18 protein-coding genes are annotated in these 18,658 nt (G+C 74.7%); 11 read left to right on the forward strand and 7 right to left on the reverse strand.

Going from position 1 to position 18,658, the window contains the following annotated elements; genetic code table 11:
• The first annotated feature begins 30 nt into the window (after nucleotides 1–30).
• The 5 genes from AC1VWI_RS08740 (at nucleotide 31) to AC1VWI_RS08760 (ending at nucleotide 4,819) form a co-directional block, all read left to right on the forward strand.
• Nucleotides 31–951 carry a TIGR03621 family F420-dependent LLM class oxidoreductase gene (locus tag AC1VWI_RS08740; protein ID WP_499510382.1) on the forward strand — a complete coding sequence of 307 codons (921 nt, stop codon included), beginning with the start codon at nucleotides 31–33 and terminating at the stop codon, nucleotides 949–951.
• A gap of 60 nt (nucleotides 952–1,011) precedes the next feature.
• Complete coding sequence (locus AC1VWI_RS08745) at nucleotides 1,012–1,443, forward strand: GNAT family N-acetyltransferase (RefSeq protein ID WP_499510383.1); 432 nt, start codon at nucleotides 1,012–1,014, stop codon at nucleotides 1,441–1,443.
• A gap of 181 nt (nucleotides 1,444–1,624) precedes the next feature.
• Entirely contained in the window at nucleotides 1,625–2,989 is a 1,365-nt protein-coding gene (locus AC1VWI_RS08750) for a hemolysin family protein (RefSeq protein ID WP_499510384.1), read from the forward strand.
• Nucleotides 2,986–4,011, forward strand: a complete 1,026-nt coding sequence (locus AC1VWI_RS08755) for a hemolysin family protein (RefSeq protein WP_499510385.1) — start codon at nucleotides 2,986–2,988, stop codon at nucleotides 4,009–4,011. The genes AC1VWI_RS08750 and AC1VWI_RS08755 overlap by 4 nt, the downstream gene beginning before the upstream one ends.
• A gap of 37 nt (nucleotides 4,012–4,048) precedes the next feature.
• Nucleotides 4,049–4,819: an SGNH/GDSL hydrolase family protein gene (locus AC1VWI_RS08760; RefSeq protein ID WP_499510386.1), complete on the forward strand. Its 771-nt coding sequence runs from the start codon at nucleotides 4,049–4,051 to the stop codon at nucleotides 4,817–4,819.
• A gap of 381 nt (nucleotides 4,820–5,200) precedes the next feature.
• On the opposite strand, the gene AC1VWI_RS08765 is transcribed toward AC1VWI_RS08760, so the two are convergent.
• Nucleotides 5,201–5,437 (reverse strand): hypothetical protein, encoded by a 237-nt coding sequence (locus AC1VWI_RS08765; RefSeq protein WP_499510387.1) that lies wholly within the window; start codon nucleotides 5,435–5,437, stop codon nucleotides 5,201–5,203.
• Nucleotides 5,438–5,620: 183 nt separating this feature from the next.
• Between AC1VWI_RS08765 and purB the strand changes: the two genes are divergently transcribed.
• From purB to AC1VWI_RS08780, 3 genes are all read left to right on the forward strand, one after another.
• The gene (gene purB, locus AC1VWI_RS08770) at nucleotides 5,621–7,054 is read left to right on the forward strand and encodes an adenylosuccinate lyase (RefSeq protein WP_499510388.1); all 1,434 of its coding nucleotides are present in this window, start codon (nucleotides 5,621–5,623) and stop codon (nucleotides 7,052–7,054) included.
• 68 nt (nucleotides 7,055–7,122) lie between these two features.
• Nucleotides 7,123–7,611, forward strand: coding sequence for a G/U mismatch-specific DNA glycosylase (mug, locus tag AC1VWI_RS08775; protein ID WP_499510389.1), 489 nt, complete (start codon nucleotides 7,123–7,125; stop codon nucleotides 7,609–7,611).
• 7 nt (nucleotides 7,612–7,618) lie between these two features.
• Nucleotides 7,619–8,377, forward strand: a complete 759-nt coding sequence (locus AC1VWI_RS08780; protein WP_499510390.1) for a hypothetical protein — start codon at nucleotides 7,619–7,621, stop codon at nucleotides 8,375–8,377.
• A gap of 27 nt (nucleotides 8,378–8,404) precedes the next feature.
• Here the strand turns inward: AC1VWI_RS08780 and AC1VWI_RS08785 are convergent, their stop codons facing one another.
• The 4 genes from AC1VWI_RS08785 to AC1VWI_RS08800 all read right to left on the reverse strand — a co-directional run bounded on the left by AC1VWI_RS08785 (nucleotide 8,405) and on the right by AC1VWI_RS08800 (nucleotide 11,805).
• Entirely contained in the window at nucleotides 8,405–9,091 is a 687-nt protein-coding gene (locus tag AC1VWI_RS08785) for an HAD family hydrolase (RefSeq protein WP_499510391.1), read from the reverse strand.
• A gap of 4 nt (nucleotides 9,092–9,095) precedes the next feature.
• Nucleotides 9,096–9,746: a 3,4-dihydroxy-2-butanone-4-phosphate synthase gene (gene ribB, locus AC1VWI_RS08790; protein ID WP_499510392.1), complete on the reverse strand. Its 651-nt coding sequence runs from the start codon at nucleotides 9,744–9,746 to the stop codon at nucleotides 9,096–9,098.
• 98 nt (nucleotides 9,747–9,844) lie between these two features.
• Nucleotides 9,845–11,188, reverse strand: coding sequence for a glycoside hydrolase domain-containing protein (locus tag AC1VWI_RS08795; RefSeq protein WP_499510393.1), 1,344 nt, complete (start codon nucleotides 11,186–11,188; stop codon nucleotides 9,845–9,847).
• Nucleotides 11,189–11,358: 170 nt separating this feature from the next.
• Nucleotides 11,359–11,805 (reverse strand): hypothetical protein, encoded by a 447-nt coding sequence (locus AC1VWI_RS08800; protein ID WP_499510394.1) that lies wholly within the window; start codon nucleotides 11,803–11,805, stop codon nucleotides 11,359–11,361.
• Nucleotides 11,806–11,933: 128 nt separating this feature from the next.
• On the opposite strand from AC1VWI_RS08800, the gene AC1VWI_RS08805 reads away from it, so the two are divergent.
• Together AC1VWI_RS08805 and AC1VWI_RS08810 are read left to right on the forward strand one after the other, a co-directional pair.
• Nucleotides 11,934–13,091, forward strand: a complete 1,158-nt coding sequence (locus AC1VWI_RS08805) for an ROK family transcriptional regulator (RefSeq protein ID WP_499510395.1) — start codon at nucleotides 11,934–11,936, stop codon at nucleotides 13,089–13,091.
• Nucleotides 13,092–13,327: 236 nt separating this feature from the next.
• Nucleotides 13,328–14,950 carry an alpha/beta hydrolase gene (locus tag AC1VWI_RS08810; protein WP_499510396.1) on the forward strand — a complete coding sequence of 541 codons (1,623 nt, stop codon included), beginning with the start codon at nucleotides 13,328–13,330 and terminating at the stop codon, nucleotides 14,948–14,950.
• Nucleotides 14,951–14,995: 45 nt separating this feature from the next.
• Here the strand turns inward: AC1VWI_RS08810 and AC1VWI_RS08815 are convergent, their stop codons facing one another.
• Entirely contained in the window at nucleotides 14,996–15,760 is a 765-nt protein-coding gene (locus tag AC1VWI_RS08815) for a GntR family transcriptional regulator (RefSeq protein ID WP_499510397.1), read from the reverse strand.
• A 260-nt stretch (nucleotides 15,761–16,020) separates the two neighbouring features.
• Here AC1VWI_RS08815 and AC1VWI_RS08820 point away from each other — a divergent pair, with 260 nt between their 5' ends.
• Entirely contained in the window at nucleotides 16,021–16,767 is a 747-nt protein-coding gene (locus tag AC1VWI_RS08820) for an SDR family oxidoreductase (protein WP_499510398.1), read from the forward strand.
• A gap of 9 nt (nucleotides 16,768–16,776) precedes the next feature.
• On the opposite strand, the gene AC1VWI_RS08825 is transcribed toward AC1VWI_RS08820, so the two are convergent.
• Entirely contained in the window at nucleotides 16,777–18,600 is a 1,824-nt protein-coding gene (locus tag AC1VWI_RS08825; RefSeq protein WP_499510399.1) for a tetratricopeptide repeat protein, read from the reverse strand.
• Nucleotides 18,601–18,658 lie beyond the last annotated feature (58 nt).

The following is an 18,658-nucleotide window of genomic DNA, read 5'->3' on the forward strand; positions in this document are numbered from 1 at the left end:
GGCGGACGGGACGGGACGAGGGGGGCGGTCATGGCGCGACGGTTCCGGTTCGGTGTGAATCTGCTCGAGCCCGCGCAGGGCGACGCGTGGGAGCGCAAGTGCCGCCGGGTGGAGGCACTCGGCTACGACGTCCTGCAGGTGCCGGACCACCTGGACTGGCCCGCGCCGTTCCCCTCGCTGGTCGCGGCGGCGAACGCCACGCGGCGCCCACGGCTGGGGACCTTCGTGCTCAACGCCGCGTTCTGGAACCCGGTCCTGCTGGCCCGCGAGGTCGCCACCACCGCCCGGCTCACCGGCGGCCGCCTGGAGCTGGGCCTCGGCGCGGGGTACGTGCGCGCCGAGTTCGAACGCGCGGGCCTGGCCTACGGCACCGCCCGCGACCGGGTCGACCACCTGGAACGCACCGTCGAGGCGCTGACCGGGCTGCTCGCGGGGCCGGATGCCGCGGACGCCGCCGGTGCGCCCCTGACCCCGCTGCTCCTGGGCGGGAACGGCCCGCGCATGCTGCGCCTGGCGGTACGGCACGCGGCCGTCGTCGCCTTCACCGGCGCCGAGGCCGACCCGGCCAAGGACGACGGCTCGCTGCGGCTGCTGTCCGCCGCGACCGTGGAGGAGCGGGTCGCCACCGCGCGCGGCTTCGCCACGTCGTACGGCACCGACCCGGAGTTCAACGTCCTCGTCCAGCGGGTCGTGATCACCGGGGACCGCGGGGCGGCGGCCGGGGAGTTCGCCCCGCACGCGCCGCATCTGGACGAGAAACAGCTGCTCGACCTGCCGACGCTGCTCGTCGGCACGGTCGCGGAGATCGCGGAGCAGTTGCGGCGGGGCCGCGAGCGCTTCGGCTTCAGCTACGTCACGGTGCTGGAACCCTCGATGGAGGCGTTCGCCCCGGTGATCGAGGAGCTGCGCCGCGACGAACCGGGCGAAGGGCACGGGGAAGTGCACGGGTAAGAGCGCGCGGAGGCGTAATACGCTCGCCGCCCGGGCCCGGGGGCTGGTTGGCTGACCCTCATGGACGATCTCGGGATACGCAGCGCGGTACCGGCCGACGCCGAACGGGTGCTGGACTTCTGGAAGACGGCCGCCGAGGGCACCAGCGTCAGCGACGACCCGGAGGGCGTCGCGCGCCTGATCGCACGCGACCCCGAGGCCCTGCTGCTCGCCGAGGACGGCGGCGTGCTCGTCGGCACGGTCATCGCCGGCTTCGACGGCTGGCGCTGCCATCTGTACCGGCTGGCGGTCCACCCCGAGCGGCGGCGGCAGGGCATCGCCCGGGCCCTGCTGGCGGCGGCCGAGGAGCGCTTCACCGCGCTGGGCGGCCGGCGCGGCGACGCCATGGTGCTGGAGCGCAACGAGCGCGCCCACCACGCCTGGCGCTCGGCGGGCTACGCGCCCGAGCACCACTGGCGCCGCTGGACCAAGCCCTTCCAGCGCACCCGATAGCGCGCCGGGCGGGTCCGGGGCGCACCCCCTGGCCGCGTTCCCGGGCTGTCCGTTGCGCCGGCGCTTCCTACGATGGGCGTATGGACGACCCTGCGAGTCCGTCACGTCTCCCTTCCAGTCGCCCACGCCTGCAGCGCGCGGTCCACCCCGGTCTGACCGATCATGGGACCGAGGTGTCCCGATGACCGAAGTGCTGCTCCTGGCCGTCGCCCTGCTGCTGACCCTGGCCTGCGCCGTCTTCGTCGCCGCGGAGTTCTCCCTGACCACGGTCGAGCGCACCGACCTGGAACGGGCCGAGAAGGCGGGCGAGCGCGGTGCCTCCGCGGCCCTGCGGGCCGTGCGCAGCCTGACGGTCCAGCTGTCGGGCGCCCAGCTCGGTATCACCGTCACCGGCCTGGTGATCGGCATGCTGGCGCAGGCCTCCATCGCCGAGCTGCTGGCCGGCCCGCTGCGCGCGCTGGGGATGTCCGCCGCCGGGGCCGCGTCACTGGGCCTGGTGATCGGCACCGGCATCTCCACGGTGGTGCTCATGGTGGTGGGCGAGCTCGTCCCCAAGAACTGGGCGATCTCCCGGCCGCTGCCGGTGGCCAAGGCCGTCGCCCCGCCGCAGACCGTCTTCACCGCCGCTTTCGGCCCGCTGATCCGCCACCTGAACAACACCGCCAACCGTGTGCTGCACCGCCTGGGCATGGAACCCACCGAGGAGCTCGCCTCGGCCCGCAGCCCCGAGGAGCTGGTGGCCCTGGCCCGGCACTCCGCCCGGGCGGGCGCGCTGGAGGCCGACACCGCGGAGCTGTTCGTACGGACGCTGAGCCTTGCCGGGCTGACGGCCGAGAACGTGATGACCCCCCGCGTCCAGGTGGTCGCCCTGGAGGAGGGCGCCACCTGCCAGGACGTCGCCGACATCACCCGCGCCACGGGGCTGTCCCGCTTCCCCGTGCACCGCGGCGGCCTGGACAACGTCATCGGCATCGTCCACATCAAGGACGTCCTGGCCGTGCCCTACGAACGCCGCGAGGGCCACCCCATCACCCCGCTGCTGCGGGAGCCGGTGCCGGTCCCCGAGACGCTCGGCGTGGACCGGCTGCTGGACCGGCTCTCCGGCTCGATGAGCATGGCCGTCGTCATCGACGAGTACGGCGGCACCGCGGGCGTCGTCACCCTGGAGGACATCGTGGAGGAGGTCGTCGGCGAGGTCCGCGACGAGCACGACCCGCAGGAGACCCCCGACCTGGCCTTCATCCACCAGGACCGCACCGGCCGCCGTGTCTACGACGCCGACGGCGCCGTGCGGACCGACCGGCTCGCGCACATCGGCCTGCGCGCCGGGAACGGCCCCTACGAGACACTGGCCGGCCTGGTCGCCGAGCGGCTCGGGCGGATCCCCGCCACCGGCGACACCGTCGAGGTGAACGGCTGGATGGTCGAGGTCACCGACGACTCGCACCACCGCGCGGCGCACGTACGGCTGATCTCCCCGGCGCCGCGCGCGCAGAACGGGCTCGCCCCGCAGGACGCGGACGACGGGACGGCGGATGCGCGATGATCTTCCTGCAGTTGTTCATCGGCGCGCTGACCTTGGTCGTGAACGCCTTCTTCGTCGGCGCCGAGTTCGCGATGATCTCCGTCCGGCGCAGCCAGATCGAGCCCCGCGCGGAGGCCGGGGAGCGTGGGGCGCGCCACGTGCTGTGGGGGCTGCAGCACCTGTCGCCGTTGATGGCCGCCGCCCAGCTGGGCATCACGCTGTGCACCCTGGTGCTGGGCATCGTCGCGGAACCGGCCATCGAGCACCTGCTCGCGCCGCTCTTCCACCTGCTGCACGTACCGCAGGGCGCCATCCACGCCCTGTCCTTCGCGATCGCCCTGACCCTGGCCACGTACGCGCACATGCTGCTCGGCGAGATGGTGCCGAAGAACATCGCGCTCGCCGCCCCGGAGCGGACCGCCCTCGTCCTCGGCCCCCCGCTGGTCACCCTGGCGCGGGCGCTGCGTCCGGTGATCTTCACGGTCAACGCCCTCGCGAACGGGCTGCTGAAGCTGCTGCGGGTCGAGCCGAAGGACGAGGTCGCGGCGGTGTTCTCGGACGACGAGCTGGCCCGGATGGTGACCGACGCCGGCCAGGCCGGGCTGCTGGACGAGCGTGCCGCGATCCGCCTGCAGGACGCCCTCGAACTGGGCCGCCGCCCGGTCCGCGCGGTCGTCGTACCGTGGGAGCGCGTGGTGTCCGCCCGCTTCGGGATGACCCCGGCGGGGCTGGAGCGCCTGGCCGCACGGTCCGGCTTCTCGCGCTTCCCCGTGACCGACGACGCCTGCCGCATCCTGGGCTACCTCCACGTGAAGGACGCCCTGGCCCTCGGCCCCAGCCGCCACGACCAGCCCTTCCCGCGGGGCGCCCTGCGCCGGATCACCCGGGTCGTCGCCGCCACCCCGCTGGACGACGTCCTGGCGGCGATGCGGGCCAGCGGCGCGCACCTGGCGGCGGTCGTCGACGACCAGGGCCGCGGCATCGGCCTGGTCACCATGGAGGACGTGCTGAAGGAGCTCGTGGGCCACGCACCGGCCGCCTGAAGCGACGGCCCGCGGGGCCGGTAGGATCACGCGCGCCATGCAGATGAACGCCACCCACACCAGCTTCGTCGCGATCGGCGACTCCTTCACCGAAGGCATGTCCGACGCGCTCCCCGACGGCTCCTACCGGGGCTGGGCCGACCTCCTCGCCGGGCGCCTGTCCGCCCACGCCCCGGGCTTCCGCTACGCCAACCTCGCGGTACGCGGGAAGCTCATCCAGCAGATCGTGGACGAGCAGGTGGAGACCGCCGCCTCGATGGAGGCCGACCTGGTCACCCTGGTGGGCGGGCTCAACGACGTGCTGCGTCCCAAATGCGACGTGGCGAAGGTGTGCGCGCTGCTGGAGGAGGCCGTGGAGCGGCTGGCGCCGAACTGCCGGCAACTGGTGCTGATGCGCAGCCCGGCCCGCCGGGGCCCGGTCGCGACGCGGTTCCTGCCCCGCATGGAGCAGCTGTTCGGCTTCGTCGACGACCTCGCCGCCCGGCACGGCGCGCTCGTGGTGGACCTGTACGGCGCCCCTGTGCTGGGCGACCCGCGGCTGTGGGCGGACGACCGGCTGCACCTGGACGGCGAGGGCCACCGCCGCGTCACCGAGGCGGTCTGGCAGACCCTCGGCCACACCCCGCAGTTCGACTGGACCGAGGCGCTGCCCACGTACGTGCCCCTGTCGTGGCCCGCCCGCCGCGCCGCCGACCTGCGCTTCACGCGCCGGCACCTCGTCCCCTGGATCAGCCGCCGCCTCACCGGCCGCTCCTCCGGCGACGGCCTGCCGCCCAAGCGCGCCGAACTGGTGCCGTTCGAGCTCTGAGCGGGGCGCCGTCCCGCCCCGGGCAACAGTGCGGGAACGCCTGACCACGGCCCGACCCGCGAGTGCGCCCCGCCGGCCCAGGGGACGGCGGGGCGCTTTCGTCATGTGCGGGGTCTAGCAGTTGATGTCGTAGGAGCCCCACTGGATGTCGTTCGCCGGCCATCCGATGTCGCGCATGTGCCCTCCCCTCGTCTGCGGATCCGGGTCGGGGAAACGCTATGGGGATCATGTCCGGGCGACTGGATCGCATTCGGCCATGACGGCATGCGCATGACCTAACTTGGCGTCGACCGCCGGCCAGGGGGCCTGCCTGGCGCGATCTCCACCAGCTCGCGCGGGCCGAGCCGGACGGATAACCGGCAGTCGTGCCAGGTCCGAACGTCAGCGGCGCCGGGACCGCCCCGGGCGGGCGTTGCCGCCGGGGAGGCGGGCGCGCTGGAGGTCGCGCGGGCCCTGGGCCTTCCGCCAGGCGTATCGGGCCGCGGACCCGGCGCCGATGGCGACGAGGCACGAGAGGGCGATGTCCAGGGGGTGCTTCGCCACGAAGATGCCGGTGGCGCCGGCCAGGGTGATGACGCCGGACACGACGGCCAGCACCGTCCAGAGCATGGTTCTCACGGCGGAAGGGTAGAGCCGGATGATCTCCGCCGTAAGACTTCCGGGTGGCCCTCGGTGGTCGGCCCGACGACGAACGGACCCACCCCGCGTACTCCCCGGGTACTCCCGGGCACCCCACGGCGCTACGCGCATAGACCGGTGCGGGGCGCTGACCTGCGCCGACGCGCAGTAGAATCTCGCTACGTGACTTCCAAGCCCCGCATCCCCAACGTCCTGGCCGGCCGCTACGCCTCCGCGGAGCTCGCCACCCTGTGGTCCCCCGAGCAGAAGGTGGTGCTGGAGCGCCGTCTGTGGCTGGCCGTGCTGCGGGCCCAGAAGGACCTGGGGATCGAGGTGCCGGAGCAGGCCCTCGCGGACTACGAGCGGGTGCTGGAGCAGGTCGACCTGGCGTCGATCGCCGAGCGGGAGAAGGTCACCCGGCACGACGTCAAGGCGCGCATCGAGGAGTTCAACGCCCTCGCCGGGCACGAGCACGTCCACAAGGGCATGACCTCGCGCGACCTCACCGAGAACGTCGAGCAGCTGCAGATCCGGCTCTCCCTGGAGCACGTGCGCGACCGCACCGTCGCCGTGCTGACCCGGCTCGGCAGGCTCGCCGCCGAGTACGCGGAGCTGGTCATGGCCGGCCGTTCGCACAACGTGGCCGCCCAGACCACCACCCTCGGCAAGCGCTTCGCGACCACGGCCGACGAGCTGCTGGTGGCCTTCGCGCGGGTCGAGGACCTGCTGGGCCGCTACCCGCTGCGCGGCATCAAGGGCCCGGTCGGCACCGCGCAGGACATGCTCGACCTGCTCGGCGGCGACACCGCCAAGCTCGCCGAGCTGGAGCGGCGGATCGCCTCGCACCTCGGCTTCTCCGAGGTCTTCACCTCCGTCGGCCAGGTCTACCCGCGCTCGCTGGACTACGACGCCGTCACCGCGCTGGTGCAGCTGGCCGCCGCGCCGTCCTCGCTCGCCAAGACGATCCGCCTGATGGCCGGCCACGAGCTGGTCACCGAGGGCTTCAAGCCCGGCCAGGTCGGCTCCTCGGCCATGCCGCACAAGATGAACACCCGCTCCTGCGAGCGCGTCAACGGCCTGGCGGTCATCCTGCGCGGCTACGCGTCGATGGTGGGCGAGCTGGCCGGCGACCAGTGGAACGAGGGCGACGTCTCCTGCTCGGTGGTGCGCCGGGTCGCCCTGCCGGACGCGTTCTTCGCCTTCGACGGCCTGCTGGAGACCTTCCTGACGGTCCTCGACGAGTTCGGCGCCTTCCCGGCCGTCATCGCCCGCGAGCTCGACCGCTACCTGCCGTTCCTCGCCACGACGAAGGTGCTCATGGGCGCGGTGCGGGCCGGCGTCGGCCGCGAGCTGGCGCACGAGGTCATCAAGGAGCACGCGGTCGCCTCCGCGCTGGCGATGCGCGAGAAGGGCGTGGAGCGCAACGAGCTGCTGGACCGGCTCGCCGAGGACGAGCGCATCCCGCTCGACCGGGCCCGGTTGGACGCGCTCATGGCCGACCGCCTCTCCTTCACGGGTGCGGCCGCGGACCAGGTCGCGGAGGTCGTACGCCGGGTCGGCGAGGTCGCCGAGCGCCACCCGCAGGCGGCCGCCTACACCCCCGGGGCCATCCTCTGACCACGGTCAGGCGCACCCGCCCCACCCCGGACGAGCTGGAGGCCGCCCGCGACCGCGTCATCCCCGACGTGATCGCCGGCGGCCTGGGGGTGCTCTTCTGTGGCATCAACCCCGGGCTGATGTCGGCCGCCACCGGTCACCACTTCGCCCGCCCCGGCAACCGCTTCTGGCCCGTGCTGCACGCCTCCGGCTTCACCCCGCGCCGGCTCGACCCCGCGGAACAGGACGAACTCCCGGCGTACGGGCTGGGGATCACCAACGTCGTCGCGCGCGCCTCCGCCCGGGCCGACGAACTGACCCGCGACGAACTGCTGGAAGGCGGGCGGCTGCTGACGGAGAGGGTCCTGCGGTACGAGCCGCGCTGGCTCGCCGTCGTGGGCGTCACCGCCTACCGGGTCGCCTTCGCCGAGCCCCGCGCCCGCATCGGCCCCCAGGAACGCACGATCGGCGGCACCCGGATCTGGGCCCTGCCCAACCCCAGCGGCCTGAACGCCGGTTGGTCGACGCAGGCGATGACGGAGGAATACGGCCGCCTCCGCGACGCGTCGCAGGCATGATGCACACGTGGGTACGGGGACCGCGGAGGACGCCCGGCGCTGGCTCGCCGCACGCGGCGTGCGGCAGGCCGGTGACGACGCGTGGACGGACGACGAGCACCCGGGCCGCCGGTTCACCACGAACGAGATCGCGCACTCCCGGGCCCACGAGGTCTTCGTCGACGACGACCTGGACGCCGAAGGCCGGGTGCGGCTCGCGTTCGGGCTGCTGGACCTCCTCGACGACTACGGGGTGACCTGCGAGATCCTCATGGCCGACCGCGGGCCGGACGGCCCCTTGCCGTCGGGTGCGCTCTGGGACGGCTACCGCCGGCGGCTGGAAGCGGAGCGGGACGCCGAACCCGTCACCTACTCCCTGTGGGTCGACTGGTTCGAGGACCGAAGCACCGCCGCGACGGCCTTCGCCGAGGTCCTCGGGCGTGACCTGGAGCGTCTGCGGGAGGACGCCTCCCCCGCGCTGCTGCTCCGTGCCCGGCGAGTGCTGGACGGCTCGGGCCCGGTGCCCTGGCCGGTGAAGGAGGAGGCGTACGACGTGGCCGCACGCCTCCCCGCGCTGCACGGGGCGCTCTTCAGGGCCCTGTTGGCCTCGTACCACGACGTCCACGGCGACCTGCGGCCGGATGCGGCGCTCGCCCTGCTGTCGGGGCTCGAACTCCCCCCGGACACCCGGCACCTGGCGCGGCTGCGCCTCGTCCTGGTCGCGGGACACCGGAACCACCACCGCAGCCCCGGCGCGTGGGCCGCCGCCGTCCGGGCCGCGTCCTGACACCGCCCTCCCGGTCCCCGGCGCCGCTCACGGGGTGCCCCCGTGGACCAGGGGGTCGGGGCGTGGCGCGAGCAGCCGGGTCAGCAACGGCAGGGCGGCGGCGGTCGTGGGGGCCTGGGCGGCGGGCAGGTGGGCGACGTCGGGCGGCAGCGGCATGCCGCCGCGGGGGACGGCGAGGACGCGCATGCCGGCCGCGGCCGCCGAGCGGATGCCGTTCGGGGAGTCCTCGACGGCCAGGCAGCCGGACGGCGGCACCCCGATCTCGGCGGCCGCACGCAGGTAGGGGTCGGGCGCGGGTTTGCCCCGCGCCACGTCCTCCCCGCACACGACGGCGCTGAGCCGTCCCGTCAGGCCCAGCCCGTCGAGGACCGCCAGGACGAAGCGGCGCGGGCTGGCGGTGGCCAGGCCCACGGGGCCGTGCCGTCCGGCTTCGAGGACCAGGTCCACGGCGCCGGGCAGCGCCCGGACCCGGCCCGCGGCCACCTCGCCGGTCGCCGCGGCGGTGCAGGCCCGGACCACCTCGGCGGGGCTCGCCGTGCCACCGCACAGTCCGGCGACGTACGCCGCCCAGCCGCCGTTGCCGTGCAGCGCGGCGGTGTCCTGCGCCCGCCAGCGGTGACCGTGGCGGGCGGCGAAGGCGGCGCAGACACGGACCCATGCGTCCGCGCTGTCGACCAGCGTGTCGTCCAGGTCGAAGATCGTCGCACGGCTCATCCGGTCACACCGTCGCGGGGTCCGCGTGGCGCGGCCCGTTCGACAACTGCTCGATCGAGATGAGCGCCAGGCCGTGCCGGTCGGCGAAGGCCCGCAGCCGGTCGAAGCGGGCGACCGAACCGTCGTCCTCGCAGACCTCGCTGATCACTCCGACCGGCGGCAACCCGGCCAGGCGCAGCAGGTCGACGGTGGCCTCGGTGTGCCCGCGCCGCTCGGCGATCCCCCCGGGGCGGGCGCGCAGCGGGAAGACGTGCCCGGGGCGGTGCAGCTCGTCGGGCCGGGTCGCCCGGCCGGCCAGCGTCCGTACCGTCCGCGCCCGGTCCGCGGCGGAGATCCCGGAGCCGACGCCGACCGCGTCCACGGAGACGGTGTACGCCGCCGTGTCGAGGTCGGGGCCGGGCGGGACCATCAGCGGCAGTTCCAGGCGGTCGGCGATCTCCGGCGCCAAGGGCGCGCAGATCAGGCCGCTGGTCCAGCGGACGAAGAACCCCATGGTCTCCGCGGTGGCGAACTCGGCCGCCATGACCAGGTCGCCCTCGTTCTCGCGGTCCTCGTCGTCGACCACGATGACGGGCCGCCCGGCCCGCAGGTCGCCGACGGCGGTCCCCACCGCGTCCAGGCCCGCAGCCGAGCGCGGCGCCGATGCTGACGTCACAGATCCAACCTCTCCTCGCAGTAACGCTTCCTGCGGGATGCATCGGTGACCGAACGGGGGAGCTTGAGAAGCCCGTACGCCGAACGGGCTTTCCCCGCTCAACAGCGCGGGATCGGCTTGCTGTAGCCCGTCGTGCCGGGCGTGGCGACGTAGTGGTCGGAGACGTAGCGGCCGTTGTCGAGGCGGTCCCAGATCTTGGTGGCGCCGACCTTGGAGCCGGACTTCTGGCAGACGACCCAGGCCAGCGCGCCGTTGGGGGAGGTGCCCTTGGCGGCGTAGGAGGTGCCGGGACCGCTGCGTTCGGTGAGGCCGCCGGGCGCGGTGACCTGGTAGGGCAGGACGCAGCGGGGCAGGGGGGCGCTGTAGCCCGTGGCCGAGGGGGTGCTGACGTAGTGGTCGCTGACGTAGGTGCCGTCGGTGAGCTTGTCCCACACGGAGGTGGTGCCCACCTTCAGGCCCGGGGCCTGGCAGACGACGCGCAGGGCGGAGCCGGGCGCATGGGTGGTGACGACGGGATGGGTCGTCGAGGGGCCGCTGCGGGCCTTGAGGGCGGTGGAGCTCGTCACCGTGTAGCCGAGGGCGACGGTGGCGACGGGCGCGTCGAGCCGGTCGTTGTCGATGTTCACGGTGACGCCGCCGTAGGTCTCGTCGTGGCCGCCGCGGTACTGCTTCGCGCGCTGGTGGACGGGCCACTTGGCGTCGGCGACGCCGGTCCAGCCCTTGAGGGTGTCGGCGCCGTCGTAGCGGGCGATCCACAGGGCGTCGGGGCGGGCGTAGGAGGCGGAGGTGTAGACGTCGGCGAGCTGCTTGGCGCCGAGGTTGAGGTTCATGTAGACGCCGGAGACGTAGCCCAGCCGGTGCAGTTCCTTCGTCCAGGCCGACAGATAGGTGAGGACGCCGGTGCGGCAGGCGGCGTCGTCCTGGGCGTAGTTCTCGATGTCGTTGTAGAGGGCGCTGCCGGGTTGCATGCCGAGGGCCTTGGCCGCGGCGACGGCCTCGCCGGCCGCCCTGGTGCCCTGGGTCCGCGCGGAGCCGGGGGTGGTGCTGATCTTGGCGTCGCCGGGCCGGGCGCCGCAGGGCGGCTGCAGGCCCTTGTGTATGGGCAGCAGGCGCCACTTGAGCCGGGCGACGGAGGTCACCCAGGAGGCGGTGAGCTGCGGCTGGGCGCAGGTGCGGTTGACGCCCGACACGTACACGCCGAGCGCGCGGTACGGGGAGGCGTTCCACGCCTGGATCGTGGTGAGCGGCGGCGCGGTGCACGTGTCGAAGGCGAGCCCGGAGTAGCGGGTGGCGCCCGCCCCGGCGGGGTAGCCGGCCGGGGTGGCGGGTTCGGCGGAGGCTGCGGGGGCGTGGACGAGGGCGGTGGCGCCGCCCAGGAGCAGGGCGGAGGCGGCGGCGAGGAGTCTTCGCGCGGCGCGGTGGAGGAAGTGCGGGTTCGGCATGACGGCCCCCCGGGTACGGCACGGCGCCATGGCGCCGGAATCACTGGGTCAGCCGTCCGCGCCGTGTGTGCCGGCCCCGGGGCGGGAGTCGTCGCGCATGACGACACATCAGGCCGTTACGGACAAAGGGTAGTGGGGGTGCGGCCACCGCGTCGAGGAGTGCGACGCGGTCACGGTACGGCCGCGGCGTCGCCGACGGCGGCGACGAGCTGGAAGGGCAGCTCCGGGTCCGCCTGGCCGACGCACACCCCTATCCAGCGGTCCCCGACGCGCCAAGCCCACGCCTCGCAGGCGTAGCCGCACAGGGTGTCCAGCGGCGGCGGAACCGGCTCACCGTGGAAGGAGCGTTCGAGGTGGGCGGCGAGGTCGACCGTCTCGGGCGCCCCCCAGCGCTCGGTGAACACCTCGACCAGGGCCTGGCACTCGGCCTCCATGTCGTCCTCGACCTGCCCTCTGTACCCGGGGTCCCCGTCGGCGTCCCAGAAGTCCGCACTGATCCGGAGGTCCGTTATGTGGTAGCCGGGGCCGCTGTCGACCGCGCCGCAGCGCTCGCGCCGCGCCGGGAAGGGGCGGGCGCGCAGCGCGTCGACGAGGGCCACGTGGCCGGGCAGGTCCATGGCTCCAGTAAACCCCGCGCCTGTGACACTTGACATCGAGTCAGTAACCCTGTGCCGGAGCTACTCGCCGCGGGCCGCCGGGACGGGTACGATCCGGCCAACACGCGCGCAAGCTGGGAGGACGTACGTTGGGGCGGCTCACCGGCGGGGACCCGTCCCTGCTCCGGCGGATCAATTCCGCGGTGGTGCTCCATGCGCTGCGCGGCGAGCCCGCCGTGAGCCTGACCGAACTGGTGCAGACGACGGGGCTGTCACGGCCGACCGTCGAGGGCGTGATCGAGGGCCTGACGGAGTCGGGCCTGGTGGTGGAGGCGCCGCAGGAGCCCGGTGACGCGCGCAAGCAGGGCCGTCCCGCGCGCAGGTTCCGCTTCCACGCGGAGGCGGGGCACCTGCTGGGCGTGGAGATCGGGGCCCGGGAGATCCGGACGCTGCTGTCGGACCTCAGCGGTCGCGTCCTGGGGTCGCTGGCGCACGACGTCGCCGACACGTTGCCGGCCGAGGAGCGCCTGGAGCGGGTCCGCGGCACCGTCGCCGAGCTGCTGCGCAAGGCCGGCGTGGCCCGCAGCACCCTGTGGGCGGTCGGCGTGGGCAGCCCGGGGATCGTGGAGACCGACGGCGCGGTGCGGCTGAGCACGGCGCTGCCCGGCTGGACGGGGCTGCCGCTGGGCGAGCGGCTGCGCCGGTCGTTCCGCTGCCCCGTCCTGGTGGAGAACGACGCGAACGCCGCCGCCGTCGCCGAGCACTGGAAGGGCGCGGCCGTCGGCACCGACGACGTGGTGTTCGTGCTGGCGGGGCTGAGCCCCGGAGCCGGGTCCCTGATCGGGGGCCGGCTGCACCGCGGCTTCGGCGGGGCGGCGGGCGAGATCGGGGCGCTGCACCTGCTGGGCCGGGAGGCCCGGCCGGAACGGCTGCTGTCCACGACGGGGACACCGCTGCACCCGCTGGACGAGTCCGCGGTGGCCGAGGTGTTCGCGCTCGCGAGGTCGGGCGACGTCCAGGCGCGGGAGGCCTTCGACCGGTTCCTGCAGCGCCTGGTGCACGACGTGGCGGCGCTGGTGCAGGCGATAGACCCGGAACTGGTGGTGATCGGCGGCTGGGCGGCCGGACTGGACGGCGTACTGGAGCCGCTGCGCACGGAGTTGGCGCGCTACTGCCTGCGACCGCCGGAGGTGGCGCTGTCGGCGCTGGGGCACGAGGCGGTGGCCACGGGGGCACTGCGGCTCGCGCTGGACCACGTCGAGGAGCAGTTGTTCGCGGTGGCCAGGACCTCGCTGCTCGGCCGCTGAGCGCGCGACGCGAGCCGGGCCGCACCACCGACGGCACCACCCGACCACGGCACCACCGGCCGGCCCCACCGGCCGGCCCCACCGCCGAGCACGCGAACCAGCGGCCAGGGCAATACGGGCGAAATTCCGCGGCTCACCGGCCTGCCTGCTTGGCCCGTTTGTCCGACCAGCCGACGATCCGTCGCATCGGCGAGCGTGCCGCGCCGGCGGGCGTGGCCGGCGAAAGGGCGTCCCTCGTGCGGCGAGCAGTGGTCCTGGCAGTGTCCTTGGTGCTGGCGGCCGGCGCGGCGACCGCCCCGGCCGCCGGGCACTCCCCGGATCCCCTGGTCGCCGAGCAGCTGCGGATGGCGGGGGCCACGGTCGCGGCCCGGTCGGCCGGGGCCACCGGGATCGCCTTCGGGGCGTGCCCGGCGGACAGCGGGCTCAAGGCGCCCGTGCAGTGCGGCACCGTCCGGGTGCCGGTGGACTACGCGGAGCCGGGCGGCGCGACGATCGGCCTGCTGGTGAGCCGCTTGCGCGCGGCGGGCCCCGCCTCGGTGCGCCAGGGTGCCCTGGTGTTCAACCCGGGCGGCCCCGGCTCGTCGGGGCTGTGGTTCCCCGCGGTGGGCCGGCCCGGCGTGGGCGCGGTCACCCGCAAGGTCTGGGAGACCGCGGCCAGGACGTACGACCTGGTGGGCTTCGACCCCCGCGGGGTCGGCCACTCCGCGCCGCTGTCCTGCCAGGACCCGGCGGGCCACCAGCGCTCCCCCGGCCCCGATCCGCGGCTGCCCACCGCCGCGGTGAAGGCCGCCAAGCGCGCGGAGGCCCGGCGCACGGCCGAGAACTGCGGCGCGCGGGGCGGCGCGCTCCTGCGGAACATGCGCACCGCGGACCTGGCACGGGACCTCGACGTCATCCGCGCCGCCCTGGGCGAGCCGCGCCTCAACTACTACGGCGTCTCCTACGGGACGTACCTGGGCGCGGTGTACGCCACCCTCTTCCCCTCGCACGTGCGCCGCATGGTCGTCGACAGCGTCGTCAACCCCGACCCGCGCGGTGTCTGGTACGGCGCCAACCTCGCGCAGGACGTGGCCTTCGAGCGCCGCTGGGCGGACTGGCGCGCCTGGGCCGCCGGGCACGACCGCGTGTACGGCCTCGGCGCGACACCCGGGCGCGTGCAGGCGAGCTTCGACCGGGCGATGCGGATGCTCGGCAAGCGCCCGGCCGGCAAGGTGGGCGCGGGCGAACTGCACTCGGCGGCGGTGCAGGCCGCCTACTACGACCAGCGCTGGGCCTCCTTCGCCCATCTGCTCTCGCGCTACCTGCGCGGTGACGACGACCCGCTCGTCACCGCGGCCGCCCCGGACCCCGGGCAGGCCGAGGACGAGGAGAACAGCGAAGCGGTCTACCTTGCGGTGGAGTGCTCGGACGGGGCGTGGCCGCGCGACTGGAGCGTGTGGGACCGCGACAACTCACGGATCGCGCGTCAACGTCCCTTCGAGACCTGGGCGAACGCCTGGCTGAACCTGCCCTGTGCCTCGTGGCCGGTCCAGGGCGGGCGGGCGGTGGACGTCGGCGCGCGCCCCGGGTCGCGGCTGCCGCCGGTGCTGATCGTCCAGTCGGAGCGGGACGCGGCCACACCGTACGAGGGCGCGGTCGAACTGCACCGCAGGCTGCCGGGCTCCCGGATGATCACCGAGGAGGGGCGGGGCTCCCACGGCCTGATCAGCTTCTGGAACGAGTGCGTCACCGCACGCGTCGACCGCTACCTGGTCTCCGGCGCCACCGGGGACCGGGACGTCCGCTGCTCCGGACACCCGCTGCCCGTACCCTCCGGCCGTGATGGCGCCGAGGACGCCAACACGGGCCGCTTCTACTGAGCGGGCGGACCGGACGGGAGGGCGGGACGGAGGCCGGAGCCGGGTTCACGACGCGGCGGCGTGCCGCTCCTGGCCGTGGTGGGTGATCTCCATCGCTCCGCTGTCGCCGAAGGTCAGCCGGCAGGTGTCGGCGCGGTAGGTGGCGACGGCGACGGCCGCGACACGTCCCCCGCTGAAGTAACGGGTGGTGACGACCAGCACGGGGGCGCCGGGCAGCCGGTCGAGCTGCTTGGCGTCCTCGGCGCGGGCCGAGCCCAGCTCCACGGCCCGGTCGTCGCCGTCGAGCCCGAGGACGTGCAACTCCCGCAGGACGGCGGGGGCGTGGCCGGCCGGCGTGAGGTCGCCGGCGAGGCCGGGGACGGAGGCCCGGGGGACGTAGAGCAGCTCGGTGGCGACGGACTGGCCGCCCATCGCGCGGACCCGGCGGACGGTGTGCACCGCCTCGTCGGCGTCGGTGCCGAGCGCCTCGGCGACCGCGGCGGGGGCGACGGCCTCGACGCACCCCACGGTCCGCCACGCGTCACCCGCGGCGCCGGGCCAGCTGCCGCTCGACGGGCCGACCGAGACGCCCACGCGCGGCGGCGCGACCGTGGTGCCGACACCTCGGCGGCGCTGCAGGCGGCCCTCCAGCTCCAACTGCTCCAGGGCCTGGCGCAGGGTCGCCCGGGCGACACCGAAACGGGCGGCGAGCTCACGCTCGTTGGGCAGGATCTCACCGACCGCGAACTCGGAGTCGAGGGCGTCGATGAGGACGGTCTTGAGGTGCCAGTACTTGGGCTCCGGCACGTTCTCGAGCTGCGTGGTCCCCACCCTGTCCTCCGCAATCGGCCTGACGCCGTCCGGGGTTTGTTCAGCCTTGTTTCCGAACGGCTCTTTATTAAAGGTTCTTGCACTACTAGGCGACGATAGAGCTGCCCTCCGACTTGGTCAAGACCAATGCTCAGGGGCCCGGCCGCGTCCGGCGGGCACGGCCGCGCGCTGTTCACGAGGTGTTCGCGCCCGTCATGGGCCCGTCATGGGGCGTTCGCGCGCTGGTAGCGTTCGTGATCACGTCGAGTGAGGGAGCTGGCATGGGTCCGGTCACGGTGGTCACCGGAGGCGGCCGCGGCATCGGCGCGGCGGTCGCGCTGCGGCTGGCCCGCGAGGGGCACGCCGTCGGCATCGGTTACGAGAAGGACGCCGGCGCCGCCGAGGACGTCGCCCGCAAGGTCCGGGACGCGGGCGCCCGCTGCGTCGTGGTGCACGTCGATACCAGCGACGCCGGACAGGTGGACACGCTCTTCGACACCGTGGGCGAACAGCTCGGCGCGGTGACCGGCCTGGTCAACAACGCGGGCGTGACCGGGCCGCTGGGCCGTTTCACCGAGACCCCGGTCGAGGTCATGCGCCGGGTGATCGACGTCAACGTGATGGGCGCGATCATGTGCGCCCGCCGCGCGGCGCTGGGGATGTCCACCCGGTACGGCGGCCGGGGCGGCGCGATCGTCAACATCTCCTCCGGCGCCGCGACGCTCGGCGGCCCCGGGGAGTACGTGCACTACGCCGCAAGCAAGGCGGCGGTCGACGCGCTGACCGTGGGCCTCGCCAAGGAACTCGCCCCGGACGGCGTGCGCGTCAACTCCGTGCAGCCCGGCATGATCGTGACCGACATCCACGCCGCGATGGGCGACCCCGAGCGGCCCTGGCGCAATCCGGACCGCGTGCCCATGCGGCGGCCCGGGGAGCCGGACGAGGTCGCCGGCGCGGTGGCGTGGCTGATGTCGCCGGACGCCTCGTACACCACGGGCGCGGTGCTGCGCGTCGCCGGCGGCCTGTAGCGACGCCCGCTACTCCCGGCCGGCGGCCTCCTCGTCGTCCTCCGCGTCGATCGTGCGCAGCGCGTCGGTGGCGAGAGCCGCGACCTGCGGGGTCAGCTCCGGGGTGGCGAGGGCGAGGTGGCACAGCGACCAGGTCAGGGTGACGACGCGGCTCCGCCTCGCCTCCAGGGCGTCCAGCAGGCGGCGGCCGACGAGTTCGGCCGCGTCCTGGCGCACGGCGGGGTCGGTCCAGGCGGTCGCCACGATCGCGAGTGCGGCCGCCTCGCACACCCAGTCCTCGGCGTTGTCCAGCACGTCCACGAGGAGCGCACGGCGCCGAGAGACGGCCCAGGGCTCGTCGCTGCGGTGGTGCGCCAGGCCCAGGCACGCCCACACCTGCACGCACCGTATCCACAGGTCGGGGGCCTGGGCGGAGAGCGCGCGGCCCAACTCGTCCTCGCGCGGGGCCGGCGGATGGACGAGCACGCCGAGCAGGTCCTCGGGATCGAGCCCGGAGAGCGCCACCGCGTCGTCGTAGGCGGCGACCAGGTGCGGCCAGCCGTGCCAGGCCAGGCGGCGCACCGCTTCGGCCGCCTCCGGGGACGGCGGACGGACGGCGGGCCGCGCGGTCGTGCCCTCGTAGGCCCAGAGCGCGACCTCGACGGGGCGCGGGGCGATCCGCAGGTCCGGCTCGGGCACGGACTGGATGTCGGTGACCGCGTTCGGGTACGCGGCGCGCAGCGCGAGCAGCGCGCTCGGCGGTTCCAGGGCGGAGACGGTGAGCGTCAGTCCGGCGTCCGCGGGCACGGACTGCCCGAGCGCCTGGTGCAGCAGGCTGACGACGGCCTCGTTGCCGCCGGGTATCCAGTTCAGCCACGGCGTCCCCTGGCTCAGCCGGGCGAGCAGGTCCGCGGCGTAGCCGTGTCCGGGTTCGGCCCGCAGATGGTCGGCGAGGGCCACCAGGTGCCGCAGGTCCGGCCGCACCGCGTGGCGCAGCGCGTGCGCCGCGGGTCCCGCCTTGGGGTGCGCGGGGTCGGCGGCCAGCGCCCGCTCGGCCCATGCCACGCCCTCGGCGGGACGGCCGAGCGACCCCAGCAACTCGGCGACGTCGACGTACAGGTCGAGGTCGCAGGGGTCGCGGGCGACCTCGCGCTGCCAGACCTCCAGCGCCTCCTCGGGGCGGCCGGCGCTGCGCAGCGCGTAACCGAGCATCACCGCGGCGGGGTGGGAGGGTTCGAGCTCGTACGAGCGCCGTGCCCAGCCCACGGCCTCCTCGGAGCCGCCCATGCGGCGGGCGAGCGTGGAACCGCACCAGAGCAGCATCGTGTGGTCGGGGTGGCGCGCGGCGCTCGCGCGGACCAGGTCGAGCAGCGGCAGCAGCGGGCCGCGCCGCTCCTCCTCCACCGGATCGGGCAGTTGCGGCGCGACGCGCGCGGCCGCCCGGGCCACGGTGTCCGGCGCGACGAGCTCGGCGATGTCGGGGCGGCGCAGCCACGCGACGTCCAGCCAGGGCCGCTGCGGCTCGTGCCCGGCGCACTGGGCGAGCAGGCCGACGGCCTCGTCCCAGTGGCCCGCGACCGCGCAGAGGTGGCCGCGTGCGGCCACGGTGCCGATGAACGCCCGCTCCTCGGGGGCGAAGTACGCCAGCGCCGCCTCCGCGCCCCCGACGCGCGCGGCGAACTCGGCCATGGCCTCGTGGGTCTCGGGGAGTGCGGGGTCACGCGCCAGCGCGTCCTCCAGGTGCCGGGCGGCGTGCTCGAGGTCGCCCCCGGCCAGCGCGATGCGCGCCGTGGCCACTTCGCCCTCCGCCTCCAGGCGCGCCCCGCCCTCGTGGCCCTCCGGATGATCGTGCACAGCCGCTCCCCGCCTCGCGTCGCTCGTGGTGCCCCCGCCCCCGGGGCACCCTAACCGA

This window comes from Streptomyces sp. TOM-9, assembly GCF_056858595.1.